This is a genomic window from Sphingomonas sp. BL-S-05 (assembly GCF_055521695.1).
Genome location: NZ_CM145499.1, coordinates 3,505,121 through 3,520,752, shown reverse-complemented (window position 1 = coordinate 3,520,752; position 15,632 = coordinate 3,505,121). Strand labels below are relative to the sequence as shown.

The following is a 15,632-nucleotide window of genomic DNA, read 5'->3' as shown; positions in this document are numbered from 1 at the left end:
GGGGGCACGGCAGATTTTTGGTCAAGCTCGCGCCTTTCGCAGAGGTCTCGAGCAAATCCGCGGTAACGGAACGCCCCTACCCCAGCATCACCACCATCGCCGCCGCCAGTTCGGACAGCGTATCGTCGCGCGCGCCCATCACCACGATCCGATCGCCGTCACGCGCCTGCGCCACCAGATGCGCCGCCGCCGCCGCCCGGTCGGGGATATGCCGTGCCGGAGCGCCCTGCACGGTCAGGTCGCTGACGATATCGGCGCTGGTGACCTCGCGCGTCACCGTGCCGCCGCGATAGACCGGATCGGGCAGCACCAGCAGGTCGTCGCCGTGCAGTTCGCGCGCGAACATCGTCACCAGTTCGCGGCGCATGACCTTGAGCGGACCATAGCCATGCGGCTGGAAGAACAGCAGCAGCCGCCCCGGTTGGGTGCGCAGCGTGGCGATGGTCGCGGCGATCTTGTCGGGATTATGCCCGAAATCGTCGATGACGCTGACCCCGCGTGCCGTGCCGACCCATTCGAAACGCCGCTTCAGGCCCGAAAAGCCGGCGATGGCCGCGACCGCATCGGCGATCGGCACCCCGGCGGCAACGACCGCGCCGATCGCCGCCAGCGCGTTGGCGACATTGTGCCGCCCCGGCACCGCCAGCCGCACCGCATGGACCTGCCCGTCCGCGACCAGTTCGAAGCGGCTGGCAAAGGGGTCGAGCACCAGCGCGCGGGCGACCAGATCGGCCTCGCCCTCGACCGCGAAGGTCGTGCGCTTGGCCGCCGGCACCGCCGCCGCCAGCGCCGCCGCCTCGCCATCGCCGATATTGACGACGACATGCCGCGCGCGGTCGGCGAAGCCGCCGAACAGGTCGCGCAACTCCGCCAGCGTCTTGTGGTCAAGGCTGACATTGTTCAGCACCGCGACCTGTGGGCGGTAATAGGCGATCGACCCGTCGCTTTCGTCAACCTCGCTGACGAACGCATCGCCCTGCCCGACCAGCGCGCTGGCGAAGGGGCGGTCGGTGGCGACGAAATCCTTCATCACCGCGCCGTTCATCACGGTCGGATCGCGGCCGAGCGCGTGCAGCACAGTGCCGATCATGCCGGTGACCGTCGACTTGCCGCTGGTCCCTGCCACCCCGATCGACAGCGGCGCGGCGTTGAACAGTTGCGCAAGCAATTCGGCGCGGCCCATCCGCTTCGCGCCGACTGCCTCGGCAGCGACGATATCGGCGACGGTCGGTTCGATCGCGGCGGAGGCGACGACGATCTGGTCGGCCGAGACGATGCCGCTGCCGTCCTGTGGGAACAGCGCGATGCCGGCGGCGCGCAGCGCGTCGAACTTGGCGGGCAGGCTCGCCTGGTCGAGCGATCGGTCCGATCCGGCCACGGTCGCGCCGCGCCCGGCAAGGATCATGGCGAGCGGCAACATGCCCGAACCGCCGATCCCGACGAGGAAGAAGGATTTGCCGTACAGCATCGCGCGGGGCTATCGACCTTGTCCTTCAGTGGCAAGCGGGGTTGCAGGATGCGGATCGGTGTGGTGGCCCCGGCGCGGCGCGTGGACGAGGAGCAGATGGCGCGGACACAGGGCTATGCCGCGCTGACCTACCCCTCGGTCGATCTGGTCGTGCATCCGCAATGTTTCCTCGACGCCGGGCATTTCGCCGGCACCGACGAACAGCGCGCGGCCGCCTTTCTCGAATTCGCCAACGATCCCGGCTTCGACGCAATCTGGTTCGCGCGCGGCGGCTATGGGTCGAACCGCATTCTCGACATGGTCATGCCGCAACTCAACCGCGCGGCGGCGGCGAAGACCTATGTCGGATTTTCGGACATGGGGTTCCTGCTCGGCGCGCTCTACGCCCGGCGGATCGGACGGCCGGTCCACGGCCCGATGGCGGCACAGGTCGGCAAGGCGGGCGGCACCAACAGCGCGGCGCGCTCGCTCGCCTGGCTGGTGAACCGCGACCGGTCGGTACTGGCACCCGAACTCGACGGCCGCCCGAGTGTCGCGTTCAACCTCGTGATCCTGTGCGCGCTGATCGGCACGCCATGGCTGCCCGACCTGACCGACCATGTCGTCATCGTCGAGGAAGTCGGCGAGGACCTGTACCGCATCGACCGGCTGTTCTGGCAATTGCGCGAGGCGACGCAGTTGAAGGGCATTGCCGGTATCCGCCTCGGCGCGGTGACCGATCGCCACCCCGACGACACCGGCTTCGGCGAGACCGAGGAACAGATCGTCACCCGCTGGGCCGGCGCGATGGGCGTGCCCTATCTGGGGCGCGCCCATGTCGGCCATTATGCCGACAATATGGTGGTGCCGTTCGGGGTGGTTTGAGCACCAAGCCAATTAAGAAGAAGATGTTTGATTTAGATACGTTTTGGACCAAACGCGCTTTCATCTAGCTCGCCCCGGTGGAATGCCGAGACTATGTCCATTTGCATAAGGTGCGCCTCGTTTCTTATTGCCACGATCCTTTCAACGCAATCTAGAATATCCCGCTCGGTCCATCGGAACATCTCACGCTTCCTAGGATCATACTCGATCAGATCGTCAGGGTACTGATCCGATTGCATCCATTGCGCATGTGCAATTCGGTTACGTTCCCTCGATCGTTTCGTTAGGTTTGAAATAAATATCTTCCAGCGCTCCTCCAAGGAGGAGGCTTCGAGCAATTTTCCAACCGAGGCGTCCAACAGCTTTATTCTGCCACGAATTGTTTCTGCAGTTGCCATCATGTTGTAGGCGATCATGTTAGTATAAAACTCAACACTTCCGCTAGCCGGATCCCGCGATGCGCCACAGACATTCCCGACGAGCGCGACCAGACCACTCTCAACCCAAGTCCATTCCGCCAAGACAGCGGTAATGGCAGACGAAATACCAGGCCGTGCCAATGTGCCTTTAGGAGGAAACTGCCACGAATTGGGATTAATCGGTTGAGGCACTAGCCAACACCTCCGATGAAAGTCCTACTCTCCGAACGTCCGCGGTGCCGGGCTGACCGTCACCGCACCCCCCGTCCGCACTTCCTGTACCTCCAGCGCGCGTTCGGCGATGCCGTCGCGGCCGAAGCGGAAGGCGCCGTCCAGCCCGGCAAAGCCATCGTCGCCGCGCAACCGGCTTTCGGGGAAGTCGCGGCCGATCGGCCAGTCGCGGGCGATGCGCACCGTCAGCAGCACCGAATCATAGCCGAGGCTCGACAGGCGGTACGGCGCGGCGTTGAAACGCGCGCGATATTTGGTGGCGAACTGGCGATAGAGGGTGTTCGACACGCTCGCATACCATGCGCCGTTGAGCGCCGGCATCGACCCCAACCCGGTCTCGGTATTCCACAGCTCGGTGCCGAGCACCTTGGCACTGCGGCTGGGCGACTTGCGGATCGCGGGCACCGCCAGCGCCGCCGTGCCGGCCTGATCGGCGATCAGCACCGCTTCATAGGGCGAGGTGCGCGACAGGCGGGTGACGGCAGCCGCCACCTGTCCGCTGCCGCGATCATAGGTCTGGATCGACACGACCTGTCCGCCCGCCTGTTCGACCGCGCGCAGGAAGCTGGTCGAGGCGCGCTGGCCATAGACGCCCGCCGGCACCAGCCCGGCGAACTTGCTGATCCCGCTGGTCCGCGCGAAGCCGACCACGCGCTCGATCGATTGCGCCGGGGTATAGCCGAGCAGATAGGCGCCGTTGCCCGCGACCGACACGTCGTTCGAATAGCTGATGACCGGCACCTTCGCACCGCGCGCGATCGGCGCGACCGCGCGGACGTCGTCGGCGAGCAGCGGGCCGAGGATCAGGCGATTGCCTTCCGCGATCGCGCGCTGCGCGGCGGCGGCGGCACCGGTGGCGGTGTCATAGGTCGTGATTCGCACCCGTTCGCTGCGCGTGTCGAGCAGCGCGAGCTGCGTCGCATTGGCGATCGATCGGCCGACGCCGCCATTGGGACCGGTCATCGGCACCAGCAGCGCGACGCGGTGGCGCTGCGTATCTTCGGGAATGCCGCCGGTCACCGGCGCGGGGCGGGTCGGTTGCGGACGGGTGGTCGTGGGCGGCGCCTGTTCGACCGGCCCCTTGGGCACCAGCGTGGCGCACCCCGCCAGCAATGCCGCGCCCAGCAGCGCCGTGGCGCGCGCGAAATGGTGCCGCCATTGCCGGGGCGCTATCGTCTCTGCCATGACCCTATCCCTGATGACCGAAAAACTTGAGCCCGGCCTCTACATCGTCGCGACCCCGATCGGCAATCTCGCAGACCTAAGTCCGCGCGCTGCCGATATTTTATCGCGCGCCGACATTATCGCGGTGGAGGACAGCCGGGTGACCGCCGGGCTGCTGCGCCATATCGGCGTCAAGCGGCCGATGATCCCCTATCACGACCATAATGCCGAGGGGATGCGCCCCGGCCTCATCGCGCGGATGGCGTCCGAAGCGGTGGCGTTGGTGTCGGACGCGGGCACGCCGCTGATTTCCGATCCGGGATACAAGCTGGTGCGCGATGCCCGCGCGGCGGGCCATGCGGTGGTGACGATTCCCGGCCCCTGCGCGGCGGTGGCGGCGCTGACGCTCGCCGGGCTGCCGACCGACCGGTTCCTGTTCGCCGGCTTCCTGCCGCCCAAGGCGCATGCCCGCGCCGAATCGATCGCCGAGATCGCCGCCATTCGCGCGACGCTGATCTTCTACGAAAGCGGGCCGCGCCTGTCGGCGACGCTGGCGGCGCTGGCCGAGGGGCTGGGCGACCGGGACGCGGGCGTCGCGCGCGAAATCACCAAGAAGTTCGAGGAATGCGTGACCGGCAACCTGTCGACGCTCGCCGCGCGCTATGCCGATGCGCCGCCGAAGGGCGAGATCGTGATCGTGGTCGCCCCGCCCGGCGCGCCGCCCCCCGCGACCGAGGCCGACGCCGATACGGCGCTGCGCGAAGCACTGACCCGGCTACCCGCGTCGAAGGCGGCGGGCGAGGTCGCCAAGGCGCTAGGGCTGGACCGGCGCGAACTCTATGCGCGGGCGATGGCGCTGAAAGGGGAATGAATTAGGCGGCGATGATGCCGAACGCCTGGGTCTGCAGCGGGCGGACGGCGGCGTTGATCGGCAGCGTATCGCCGCAACAGGCGCATTCGGCGATGATCCGTCCGACAAACCATTGCGAGGCACCGCAGCTGGGGCAGTTGTTGCGCCCGTGCAGCGCGTAGAGCGGCACCCGCGTATGGAATTGGACGGATCGTTCCATGGCATTCTCCCTGTCGAAAAGGGAACGCCACCACCGCTTCGCAGTTCCGTGCCGAAGCCGCTGAAAAATAGACGAAGCCACCAAAGGTTCCGAACACTGTGCCACGGTTGGACGGTTACGCGAACCGGCCCGCCGCACTTCCGGTTACGCGGGCGTCCGTTCGTCCAGCAGGCTTTGCGCGTCAAGCCCCAGCAACGCGATATGCGCGCGAATCCGGGGCCAGTGCCCGGTCAGGAACCGCTCGCGCTCCGCCACGCGCAGCCGCTCGACCGCACCGGGCAGGACGAACATGCCGACGCCGCGCCGCACCTCGACATAGCCATCGTCCTGAAATGTCTGGTACGCCTTGGCCACGGTCAGCGGGTTGGCACCATGTTCGGCCGCGAAGGCCCGGACCGAGGGTAGCTGGTCGCCCGCCCGATATTCCCCACGCAGGATCGCCGCCGCGATCAGCGCGCGCAGGCGAAGATAGACGGGCGTGTCCTCATGGTCGATCGCTGTCATGCTGACTTAATACAGCAACGGCCGGGAAAGTCCACCGCTCACCCGGCCCAAACCGTACGGATGCGCGCCAGATCGGGACGCGGCCGTTCGTCGAGCGGCCGCCCCGGCGACCCGATATAGACGAAGCCGGCAATCGCTTCGTCCCCCGAACCGAACGCGTCGCGAACCTGCGGACTGAACGCCGCCCAGCCCGTCAGCCAGCTCGCGACATAGCCCATGGCATGCGCGGCGTGGAGCAGGTTCATCGTCGCCGCCCCCGTCGACATCAGTTGCTCCCATAGCGGGATATGGCTGTCGACCGGCGCGGACAGGACGACGATCAACGCCTCCCCCTCCTGCGCGAAGCGGTCGCAGGCGTCGAGTTGCGCTTCGGTCGCGCCCGGATTGTCCGCGGCAAAGGCGTCGCGCAGCAACGCCGCGAACGCCGCGCGACGCGCGCGCGGGATCACCACGAACCGCCACGGCGCCAGCTTGCCATGATCGGGCGTGCGCGCGGCGATCGCGATCATCGCATCGATCTCGGCATCGCTTGGCCCCGGCGCCACCATGTCGCGCGGCTTGCCCGAACGGCGGGTTTCCAGATAGCGAAGCGGCGTGGAAAGGTCGTTGAAGGTCATGCCCGGCCAAGTAGGGCACCGACCCGGTCCACACAATGCGCTTGGCATTGCCGTTTCTTGCGTTACCAATTGGCGACAGGAGACGGGCGCGTAGCGGCCCGATGACGATACCCCAGGACAAGGGACAACAGCGTGCCTGAATTCAAGGCGTTTGCACTATGGAGCGAGGCTGACTGGATCGCCGCGATCGCGACCTTCATCCTCGCCGCATTCCTCGCGGGCGGACTGGCGGTGGGGTTCAGCCGCAAGCCCGAATTCGCCGGCCACCCGCGCGGCCTCTACATGCTGTTCTTCGCGGAGATGTGGGAGCGGTTTTCCTATTACGGGATGCGCGCCATCCTGATCTTCTACCTGACGCAGCATTGGCTGTTCAGCGACGGCAAGGCGAACCTGATCTATGGCGGCTATACCGCCTTGGTCTACATCACCCCCGTGCTCGGCGGCTATCTCGCCGACCGCTATCTGGGACAGCGCAAGGCGGTGCTGTTCGGCGGCGTGCTGCTCGCCTTCGGCCATTTGTTCATGGCGTTCGAGGGGATGGAGGGCGTCACCGACGCCGCGGTCAAACAGGCCGATCCCGCGATCAACATCTTCTGGCTGGCCCTCGCCCTCATCATCGTCGGCGCGGGCTTTCTGAAGGCCAATATCTCGGTGATGGTCGGACAGCTCTACAAGCTGACCGACGTGCGCCGCGATTCGGCCTATACCGTCTTCTATATCGGCATCAATCTCGGCGGGGCGGCGGGTTCGATCCTTGTCGGCTATCTGGGACAGACGGTCGGCTGGGCATGGGGCTTCGGCCTCGCCGGCATCGGCATGATCGCGGGCCTGCTGGTGTTCGTGGTCGGCAAGGGGCTGCTGAACGGTCGCGGCGAGGCGCCCGACCCGGCGGCGCTCAAGCGGCGCGTGGCCGGCATGCCGTTCGAATGGCTGCTCTACGGGACCGGTATCGTCGCGGTCGCGGTGATGTGGGGCCTGATCCAGTATCAGGACGTGATCCAGACGCTGCTCATCGTCTCGGGCGTCGCACTGCTCGGCTATGTCCTGTTCGAAGCGTTCAAGCTCGAACCCCATGCCCGCGACCGGATGTTCGCCATCCTGTTCCTGATCGCGCTCAACCCGATCTTCTGGGGCCTGTTCGAACAGGCCGGCGGCAGCTTCAACCTCTATACCGACCGCTATGTCGATCGCGGCGGGGTACCGGCGTCGCTGTTCCAGTCGGTCAACTCGATCTACATCATCCTGCTGGGCGCGATCTTCGCCGGCTTCTGGGGCTTCCTCGCGCGGCGCGGGCGCGAGCCTTCGGCACCGGCCAAGTTCGCGGTGGCGCTGATGCTGGTCGGCCTCGCTTTCCTCGCCTTCGTCTGGGGCGCGAACAGCGTCGGGCCGGAAGTCGCGACCCCGGTCGCCTTCGTCTTCCTGTTCTATTTCCTCCAGACGTCGGGCGAGCTGTGCCTGTCGCCGGTCGGGCTGTCGGCGATGAACCGGCTGGCCCCCAAATATCTCGCATCGCTCATCATGGGCGCGTGGTTCTACATGACCGCGGTCGGCAATTTCGTCGCGGGCAAGATCGGCGAGGCGACCGGCGGCCATGACGGCGAGATGACGAAGGAAGGCACGCTGTCGGTCTATACCACCATCGGCCTGTGGACGATCGGCATCGGCGTGGTCGTGCTGCTGCTCTCCCCGATCGTGAAGCGGTGGATGCACCTCGACACGCTCAAGGACGATGTCGACCACAGCCTCGCCGGCGAAGCCGCAATCGGCGAGCCGAAGGCGGCGGGCGTCGACGTGTGGAAGGAACAGCGCTGACCGGATCGCGATGCGGGACGGTTCTTGACGACCGTTCCGCATCGCATCGGATACCCGCAGAACATGATGACAACCAGTCGAACCGTTCGTGCTGAGTAGGGGCTGAGCTTGTCGAAGACCCGTATCGAAGCACCTGCACCGGACGATCCTTCGATACGCCCTTTCGCCATGCGCAATGGCTACGCAGGACGAACGGATGATGGGGTTGGCGCAACGTCATCGCGCTTTGGCCGCGCCGGATGATCCGGTATCGCGACGACATTGACGGGCTGCGCGCGGTCGCCGCGCTGCTGGTGGTCGCCTTCCACTGCGGCTTTGCGAAATTCGTCCCCGGCGGGTTCGTCGGGGTCGATATCTTCTTCGTCATTTCGGGCTATCTCATCACCGGCATCGTGCACGGCGAGGTGCAGGCCGGGCGCTTCTCGCTCTGGCACTTCTACGAACGGCGGGTGCGACGCATCTTTCCGGCGCTGATCGCGGTCTATGTCGCGGTGCTGCTGGCGTCGTTCGTGCTGCTGTTTCCCAGCGAAACCGCGCAGCAAGCGAAGAACGCGACCGCGTCGATCCTGTTCGTCTCGAACGTCTATTTCTATCTCGGCACCGATTATTTCGATTCGGCATCGCGCTTCAACGCGCTGCTCCACAGCTGGTCGATCTCGGTCGAGGAGCAATATTATCTGTTCTTCCCGCCGCTGCTGGCGCTGGCATATCGGCGGTTCCGTGCCGGTTTGAAGCCGCTGGTCGCGATCCTGCTGATCGGATCGCTGGCGCTGGCGCAGTGGCGCGTCACCGACGATGCGTCCGCCGCCTTCTATCTGGTCCAGTATCGCGCATGGGAACTGATGATCGGCGCCGCGCTCGCGCTCGGCATGATGCCGGCGGCGCGGCATCGCGGCGTCGCCGAACTGGTCGCCATGCTCGGTCTGGCGCTGATCGTCGGCAGCACTTTGCTGCTCACCCGCGACAGCGTGTTTCCGGGGCTGGCCGCCGCGCCCGCCTGTCTCGGCGCGGCATGTCTGATCTGGTCGGGCATTGCCGGGCCGACGCTGGTCGGGCGGATCCTCGGAATGAAGCCGGCCCGGTTCGTCGGCAGGATCTCCTATTCGCTCTATCTGTGGCACTGGCCGCTCTGGGTGCTGGGCGGGCAGGTGCGCGAGATCAAGTCGCTTGCCGGATCGGCGGCGTTCCTGCTGCTGTCGCTGCTGGTCGCGGCGATCTCCTGGCGGTGGATCGAACAACCCTTCCGCCAGCGCGATTCGACAGTCCCGCCCCGGCGCGTCGTGCTGATCGGGGTCGCGGCGATGCTGGCGACGCTGGCCTTCGTCGTTGCGATCCCGTTCGCGGCGCGCGCCTATTGGCAGGTGCCGGCTGCGGTCGAGCGCGTCGCGCAGTTCGTCCGCTACCGCGCCGCGCCCAATTCGCGCGCCGGGCAATGTTTCCTGACCACGCATGACCGCTTCGCGGCGTTCGATCACGACCATTGCCTGCGCCTGTCGCGGGACCGGCCGAACGTCCTGCTGCTCGGCGACAGCCATGCCGCGCATTTCTATCGCGGCCTTTCCGCCCTGCCCGGCATCAACCTGCTGCAGGCCAATGCCTCGGGCTGCCGGCCCGTCGCCGATCCGGTGGGGGAGGCGCGCTGCACCGCGCTGATGCGCTATGTGACCGACGATTTCCTGCCGAAACACCACGTCGATACGGTGATCCTGTCGGCGCTGTGGCGCGAAGACGACTGGCCGGCGCTGCAACGGCAGATCGCACTGTTGCGGCAATATGTTGACCAAGTCGTGGTCTTCGGCCCGATCCCCGAATACAACCACCCCCTGCCCCGCATCCTCGCCGAGGCGCTGTATCGCCGCGATCCGGCGATCGTCGATCGCCACCGCGTCGCCGCGCGGCAACGGCTCGATGCGATGCTCGCCGCCCGCGTACCGGCGACGGGAGCGCGCTATGTCTCGACCTATCGCGCGTTGTGTCCTGCGGATCGCTGCACGCTGTGGACCGACGACGGCAATCCGATCCAGTTCGACTATGGCCATCTGACCGCGCGCGGATCGCGGCTGATGGTCGAGCGCATGCGTCCGCAACTGCCCTTCGCCACCCGCTGACCGAGCGGCCACACGAAAACCCTGTTGCACTTGGCCGAAACCACGGTATGCCGGCCGCTCCCCGATCGGGGGCGCTTAGCTCAGTTGGTAGAGCATCTCGTTTACACCGAGAGGGTCGGCGGTTCGAGCCCGTCAGCGCCCACCACCGCCCGAAGCGGCGATCGCGCGACAACCCATGCTGTCGAACGACCACGCGAAATCGGAACGCTTCCGTACCGATTATTCGATTGGGCTTGTTTCCGCAGATGGCGGGACTTGGTGAACATAACGCATTAACGATTGCACCATAATGGACGGGTATGCGGTTCGCTCAGGCCAACTACCTGCTCATTTTGCAGCTTTTTCTTGTCACCGCGACCTTTGCGGCGTTCAGTCTCTGGCCGCCTGTGTCGGGACGGATGCTGCTGGTCGCGCTCGACGGATCCAGCCGCAGCGACGTCGCCAGGACCGCGCTTGCCGGCGGGGCCGCGCTGCTGCGCGCCGGCGTGCTGCCCGGATCGATGGTGGTATCGGGCAACCGCGCGGACATCGCGGCGCAGCATCGGGGGCGCCCGATCCTGATCCTCGCCGCCTCGGGCGTGACCTGCGGGAGCGGCGCCGGTGGCAAGTAGCGTGGGAGAAGATACGGTGCTGGCACGGCTCAAGGCGTCGGTCCTTCGCGAACCCACCGAAGCGCTCGGATCACTCGACCGGCTGCGCTACCATGGCATTCGGGCATGGGCGGTGCTCGGCTGGGTGTCGCTGATCCTGCTGTTGATCGGCAATGCGATGATGGGGATCGGGGTCGCGCCGCCGCTGTTCGTGGTCGGCATCCTGCTGAACCTCGCGCCGACGACGGTCGCGTTGCAGGGGCGCTATGACGCGACGGCGCGCGCACTGATGGGAACGCTTGCCGCATCGATTCCGGCGATGCTGGTCTTCCTGTTGCGTGGCCATGCGTGGCAGATGGACGCACACATGTATTTCTTCGTCGGCATGGCGGCGCTGGTCGTGCTGGCCGACTGGCGACCGATCGCGGTGGCGACGGTGCTGACCGCGCTGCACCATGTCCTGCTCGAATGGCTGGCCCCCGATTATGTCTTTACCGGCGACGGCAATATCGGCCGGATCGCGTTCCATGTCGTTGCGGTCGGGCTGCAATCGGGGTTGCTGACGGTGGTGACGATCCAGCTGTCCCGGCTGTTCGACGCACAGGATCGCGCGGTGCGCCACGCCTGCGATCTGGCCGGGGCCGCCGCCGACGGGCAGCGTCGGGCGGAGGCGGCGATGCAGCTGGCGCGCGCCGCCGAACGCGATGCGGCGGACCAGCGGCGACGGCGCGAGGAACAGGCCGCGCGCATCGCCGACGACCGCCACCGCGAACTGATCGAACTGGCGCAGCAATTCGAACGATCGGTGACGACCGTCGTCCGCAGCATCAGCGACACGACCGACCGGCTCGAAGGGGCGGCGGCGACGCTGGAGGACGTCACCGGCCTCGCACGGACGGAAGCGGTGGAAGCGTCGGCCGGTGCCCATCGCGCCACCGACGAAATCGTCGCGGTCGCCGCGTCGATCCGCGACCTGTCGACCTCGATCTGGACCATCGCCGCCGCCGCCGAACAGCAGAACGATCTGACCGGCACGGCGAGCGGACAGGCGGCGCGCAGCGTGCGGACCGTCGCGATGCTGGAGGAACAGGCGATCCAGATCGAGGGGTTTCTGGGCGATATCCGCGCGATCGCATCGAAGACAAACCTTCTGGCGCTGAACGCGACGATCGAGGCCGCCCGCGCTGGCGAGGCGGGCCGCGGCTTCGGCGTGGTCGCCGGCGAGGTGAAGGCGTTGTCGGCCGATACGCGGCGGGCGAGCGACCGGATCAGCGCGCTGATCGCCGGCATTCGCGGCGGCGTCGCCGATACCGGCGACAAGCTGCGATCGGTGCATCAGTCGATCGAGGAGGTCGCCGCCGCCGCCAGCGGCATCGCTGCCGCCGTCCGCGACCAGAGCAATACCTCCCGCGCCGTCGACGATGGCGCGACGCGGGTGGCGACGGCGGCGGCCGAGGCCGGACAGCAGATCGACAGCGTCGCCAATGCCGCCGGCGCCGCATCATCGCTGTCGGCGGCGGTTCGCATCAGCGTGGAGCAATTGGTCGGCAGCGCGGGCGCTCTACGCCGCTCGACCGACCAGTTCGTTGCATATCTGCGTTCCGATCAGGCCCAGCCCAACCCCGCCCGCCCCACCGCCTCGGCATAGCCCTGCATGCCGGCCACGCCGCGCGCGGTCAGCACGATGAACGCCCGACGCTTGTCGGCCGGGTCCTCCTGCCGTCCGACCAGTCCGGCATCGGTCAGCGTCGTGATCCAGCGCAACGCGGTGGTCGGCGGCACGGCGGAGGCAATGCACAGGCTGGAGACCGAGACATTGCCGCCCTCCAGCCGCGCCGCGAACAGGTCGAGCAGCATGTCCCATGCCGGATCGGCGAACAGGTCGGGCGCGAAGAACTGATCGCGCAGCCGCCGCGCACGGATCGCACCGCGCACGCTCGCCGCCGAGACCGCCGGCACCGGGGCGTCGCCCATATCCGGCGCGGCGAAATCGTCGGTGCGGTCGCGCACGCCCTCCCCCGTGTCGCCGTCGCGAGCGAGCCTCGCCAGCGCCTCGGCGATACGCGCGACCTCGACATTCAGCCGCCGCAACCGCTCGGCGTCTCGTTCAGGAGCGCTGAACCCCGCACCGCTACCCACGCCCAGCACGATCGCCGCGATCCGCTCCTCGGGACGCGCCTCGCACAACAGCGTCGCGGGACCGCCCAGCAGGTGCAGCGACACCATGTCGATCGCCTCGACCCCGAAGCTGACCACCAGCTGCGCTCGGTCGCGCTCGGCCCGTGCCGCGAGCAGGGGCAGCGCAGCGTCGAGCGCCTCGATCGCGACCCCGGTCGCATCGACCAGCAACAGATCGGCATGGGTGATGTCGTCCAGCGCCTGCGCCAACCCGGCAAAGCCGATCGTCGCCGCGATCACGATCCCGGCATGGCGCACCGTCGCCTGCGCATCGGCCGCCGCCAGCGTATCGTCCGCGACGATCACCGCCCGCCGCGCCGCCATCGATTGCTGCTCGAATCCTTCGAACCCCGTCACCCGCCTGCCCCTTCGCTTCCGTCGCGCACGTTACGCCGCGACCGTTGCGATGAAGCAACGAACCGGGTCAGTCCATCGCCTTGACGATCTCCTCGACCATCTTCTTGGCATCGGCCAACAACATCATGGTGTTATCACGGTAGAAAACTTCGTTATCGACGCCGGCATAGCCGACGCCGCCCATCGACCGCTTGATGAACAGCACCGTCTTCGCCTTTTCGACGTCGAGGACAGGCATGCCATAAATGGGCGAACTCTTGTCGGTCTTCGCCGCCGGGTTGGTCACGTCATTGGCACCGATGACGAAGGCGACATCGGTCTGCGCGAATTCGCTATTGATGTCCTCGAGCTCGAACACATCGTCATAGGGCACGTTCGCCTCGGCGAGCAGCACGTTCATATGCCCCGGCATCCGCCCCGCGACCGGATGGATCGCATATTTCACGCGGACACCATGTTCCTTCAGCTTGTCGCCCATTTCGCGCAGGGCATGTTGCGCCTGCGCCACCGCCATGCCGTAGCCGGGGACGATGATGACCTGTTCGGCCTGTTGCATCAGGAAGGCGGCGTCCTCGGCCGAGCCGCGCTTCCACGGCCGGTCGATCGCGGCCGCGCCACCTCCGCCGCTGTCGGTCGCGCCGAACCCGCCGGCGATGACGCTGATGAAGCTGCGGTTCATCGCGCGGCACATGATATAGCTGAGGATCGCACCCGACGACCCGACCAGCGCGCCGGTGATGATCATCGCGGTGTTGCCGAGCGTGAAGCCCATCGCCGCCGCCGCCCAGCCCGAATAGCTGTTGAGCATGCTGACGACGACCGGCATGTCCGCGCCGCCGATCGGGATAATGAGCAGGAAGCCGATCGCGAACGACAGGACGACCACTGCCCAGAACGGCCACGCATCCTGCGTATGGGCAAACTGTGCGACGAGCAGCAGGATCGCCGCCAGCGTGGCGAGGTTGATCGCATGGCGCGCGGGCAGCAGGATCGGCTTGCCCGACATGCTGCCGTTCAGTTTCAGGAATGCGATGACCGAGCCGGAAAAGGTGATCGCGCCGATCGCGACGCCCAGACCCATCTCGACCTTGCTGACGGGGTTGATGACGTTGAACGGCTCGCCGATCATCGGCACGACGACCGACGAAATGCCGAACGCACCCGGGTTGAGATAGGCGGCGATCCCGACCAGCACCGCCGCCAGCCCGACCAGCGAGTGGAAAGCGGCGACCAGCTGCGGCATCGCGGTCATCGCGATGCGTTTGGCGGTGGTCAAGCCGATGACTGCGCCGATGGCGATGGCGGCGAGGATTTCGGCCGCGCTGACCCAATCGATCGCGATCGGCAGGGAGCTTGCCGGTGCGTAGACCGTCGAGCCTTCGGGTGCCGTTTGTGGCAGATGCGTCAGGATCGTGGTCAGCACCGCGATCCCCATGCCGATCATGCCGAGGCGATTTCCCCGCCGGCTGGTCGCGGGCGACGACAGCCCGCGAAGGGCAAGGATGAAGCACACCCCCGCCACCAGATAGGCGAAGGCGACCCATGGATTGACCGGTGCGGCCTCGTGCATCCCCCTCACCCCTTCTTCTTGTACATGGCGAGCATGCGTTCGGTCACCGCGAACCCGCCGAAGATGTTGATGCTGGCCAGCACCACGCCAAGCAGCCCCAGCCACTTCGCCCCCGGCACCCCGGCGGCAGCGGCGGCGATCAGCGCGCCGACGATGATGACCGACGAGATCGCGTTGGTGACCGCCATCAACGGCGTGTGCAGCGCCGGCGTCACCGACCACACGACATAATAGCCGACGAAGCAGGCGAGGACGAAGATCGACAGGATCGAGAGGAAGTCCATCGGTCACTCCGTTGGGTGAAAGACGTCTAAATCCTTCCCAAGCGCGCTTGGGGAGGGGGACCGCCGCCGAAGGCGGTGGTGGAGGGGCAGCGCCGCCGCGACGATCGCTTCGGCCGCCGCTTCGACATCCGCCAGCACTTCGCGAGCAGGCATGCGCAATATCGTCAGCCCGTGAGCAACAAGTGCCGCATCGCGCCTGTCGTCACGCCCGGGCCGATCGCCGCAATCATGCGCTTCACCATCGATCTCCACCGCCATCTTGGCGCGGGCGCAGTAAAAGTCGAGAACGTAACCAAGCACCGGGTGCTGCCGACGAAACTTAACGCCGTGCGGCTCCAGTCGCAATTTCTGCCATAACAACACTTCAGGCAAGCTCATCGCTCGCCTTAGCTGCCG

General features: G+C 66.8%; 16 protein-coding genes and 1 tRNA gene. 7 read left to right on the top strand and 10 right to left on the bottom strand.

Annotation, left to right across the window (positions count from 1 at the left end; genetic code table 11):
- Positions 1 to 76: 76 nt before the first annotated feature.
- Positions 77 to 1,468 (bottom strand): glutamate ligase domain-containing protein, encoded by a 1,392-nt coding sequence (locus tag ACZ1JS_RS16365; RefSeq protein ID WP_465166970.1) that lies wholly within the window; start codon positions 1,466 to 1,468, stop codon positions 77 to 79.
- A 48-nt stretch (positions 1,469 to 1,516) separates the two neighbouring features.
- On the opposite strand from ACZ1JS_RS16365, the gene ACZ1JS_RS16360 reads away from it, so the two are divergent.
- Complete coding sequence (locus ACZ1JS_RS16360; protein WP_465166969.1) at positions 1,517 to 2,332, top strand: LD-carboxypeptidase; 816 nt, start codon at positions 1,517 to 1,519, stop codon at positions 2,330 to 2,332.
- A gap of 32 nt (positions 2,333 to 2,364) precedes the next feature.
- On the opposite strand, the gene ACZ1JS_RS16355 is transcribed toward ACZ1JS_RS16360, so the two are convergent.
- Together ACZ1JS_RS16355 and ACZ1JS_RS16350 are read right to left on the bottom strand one after the other, a co-directional pair.
- The gene (locus ACZ1JS_RS16355) at positions 2,365 to 2,748 is read right to left on the bottom strand and encodes a hypothetical protein (protein ID WP_465166968.1); all 384 of its coding nucleotides are present in this window, start codon (positions 2,746 to 2,748) and stop codon (positions 2,365 to 2,367) included.
- Between the two features lie 219 nt (positions 2,749 to 2,967).
- Entirely contained in the window at positions 2,968 to 4,167 is a 1,200-nt protein-coding gene (locus ACZ1JS_RS16350) for a penicillin-binding protein activator (protein WP_465166967.1), read from the bottom strand.
- 13 nt (positions 4,168 to 4,180) lie between these two features.
- Between ACZ1JS_RS16350 and rsmI the strand changes: the two genes are divergently transcribed.
- Entirely contained in the window at positions 4,181 to 5,017 is an 837-nt protein-coding gene (rsmI, locus tag ACZ1JS_RS16345; RefSeq protein WP_465168723.1) for a 16S rRNA (cytidine(1402)-2'-O)-methyltransferase, read from the top strand.
- Between the two features lies 1 nt (position 5,018).
- Here rsmI and ACZ1JS_RS16340 read toward each other — a convergent pair whose 3' ends face one another.
- The 3 genes from ACZ1JS_RS16340 to ACZ1JS_RS16330 all read right to left on the bottom strand — a co-directional run bounded on the left by ACZ1JS_RS16340 (position 5,019) and on the right by ACZ1JS_RS16330 (position 6,337).
- The gene (locus ACZ1JS_RS16340) at positions 5,019 to 5,216 is read right to left on the bottom strand and encodes a hypothetical protein (RefSeq protein WP_242119075.1); all 198 of its coding nucleotides are present in this window, start codon (positions 5,214 to 5,216) and stop codon (positions 5,019 to 5,021) included.
- Positions 5,217 to 5,360: 144 nt separating this feature from the next.
- The gene (locus ACZ1JS_RS16335; protein WP_242119073.1) at positions 5,361 to 5,720 is read right to left on the bottom strand and encodes a GntR family transcriptional regulator; all 360 of its coding nucleotides are present in this window, start codon (positions 5,718 to 5,720) and stop codon (positions 5,361 to 5,363) included.
- Positions 5,721 to 5,758: 38 nt separating this feature from the next.
- On the bottom strand, positions 5,759 to 6,337 hold the full coding sequence (locus ACZ1JS_RS16330; RefSeq protein ID WP_465166966.1) for a nitroreductase family protein: 579 nt from the start codon (positions 6,335 to 6,337) through the stop codon (positions 5,759 to 5,761).
- Positions 6,338 to 6,469: 132 nt separating this feature from the next.
- Here ACZ1JS_RS16330 and ACZ1JS_RS16325 point away from each other — a divergent pair, with 132 nt between their 5' ends.
- The 5 genes from ACZ1JS_RS16325 to ACZ1JS_RS16305 all read left to right on the top strand — a co-directional run bounded on the left by ACZ1JS_RS16325 (position 6,470) and on the right by ACZ1JS_RS16305 (position 12,495).
- A complete protein-coding gene (locus ACZ1JS_RS16325; RefSeq protein ID WP_345879552.1) occupies positions 6,470 to 8,149 on the top strand; it encodes a peptide MFS transporter in 1,680 nt (559 codons plus the stop codon).
- 239 nt (positions 8,150 to 8,388) lie between these two features.
- On the top strand, positions 8,389 to 10,257 hold the full coding sequence (locus tag ACZ1JS_RS16320; RefSeq protein WP_465166965.1) for an acyltransferase family protein: 1,869 nt from the start codon (positions 8,389 to 8,391) through the stop codon (positions 10,255 to 10,257).
- 69 nt (positions 10,258 to 10,326) lie between these two features.
- Positions 10,327 to 10,402 (top strand) — tRNA-Val (locus ACZ1JS_RS16315).
- Between the two features lie 187 nt (positions 10,403 to 10,589).
- Positions 10,590 to 10,868, top strand: a complete 279-nt coding sequence (locus tag ACZ1JS_RS16310; protein ID WP_465166964.1) for a hypothetical protein — start codon at positions 10,590 to 10,592, stop codon at positions 10,866 to 10,868.
- The gene (locus ACZ1JS_RS16305; RefSeq protein ID WP_465166963.1) at positions 10,858 to 12,495 is read left to right on the top strand and encodes a methyl-accepting chemotaxis protein; all 1,638 of its coding nucleotides are present in this window, start codon (positions 10,858 to 10,860) and stop codon (positions 12,493 to 12,495) included. The genes ACZ1JS_RS16310 and ACZ1JS_RS16305 overlap by 11 nt, the downstream gene beginning before the upstream one ends.
- Here the strand turns inward: ACZ1JS_RS16305 and ACZ1JS_RS16300 are convergent.
- The 4 genes from ACZ1JS_RS16300 to ACZ1JS_RS16285 all read right to left on the bottom strand — a co-directional run bounded on the left by ACZ1JS_RS16300 (position 12,453) and on the right by ACZ1JS_RS16285 (position 15,614).
- Positions 12,453 to 13,382: a winged helix DNA-binding protein gene (locus ACZ1JS_RS16300; RefSeq protein ID WP_465166962.1), complete on the bottom strand. Its 930-nt coding sequence runs from the start codon at positions 13,380 to 13,382 to the stop codon at positions 12,453 to 12,455. The genes ACZ1JS_RS16305 and ACZ1JS_RS16300 overlap by 43 nt on opposite strands.
- Before the next feature lie 67 nt (positions 13,383 to 13,449).
- Positions 13,450 to 14,952, bottom strand: a complete 1,503-nt coding sequence (locus ACZ1JS_RS16295; RefSeq protein WP_465166961.1) for an NAD(P)(+) transhydrogenase (Re/Si-specific) subunit beta — start codon at positions 14,950 to 14,952, stop codon at positions 13,450 to 13,452.
- Positions 14,953 to 14,957: 5 nt separating this feature from the next.
- On the bottom strand, positions 14,958 to 15,236 hold the full coding sequence (locus ACZ1JS_RS16290; RefSeq protein ID WP_055757824.1) for an NAD(P) transhydrogenase subunit alpha part 2: 279 nt from the start codon (positions 15,234 to 15,236) through the stop codon (positions 14,958 to 14,960).
- 3 nt (positions 15,237 to 15,239) lie between these two features.
- On the bottom strand, positions 15,240 to 15,614 hold the full coding sequence (locus tag ACZ1JS_RS16285) for an endonuclease domain-containing protein (RefSeq protein ID WP_465166960.1): 375 nt from the start codon (positions 15,612 to 15,614) through the stop codon (positions 15,240 to 15,242).
- Positions 15,615 to 15,632 lie beyond the last annotated feature (18 nt).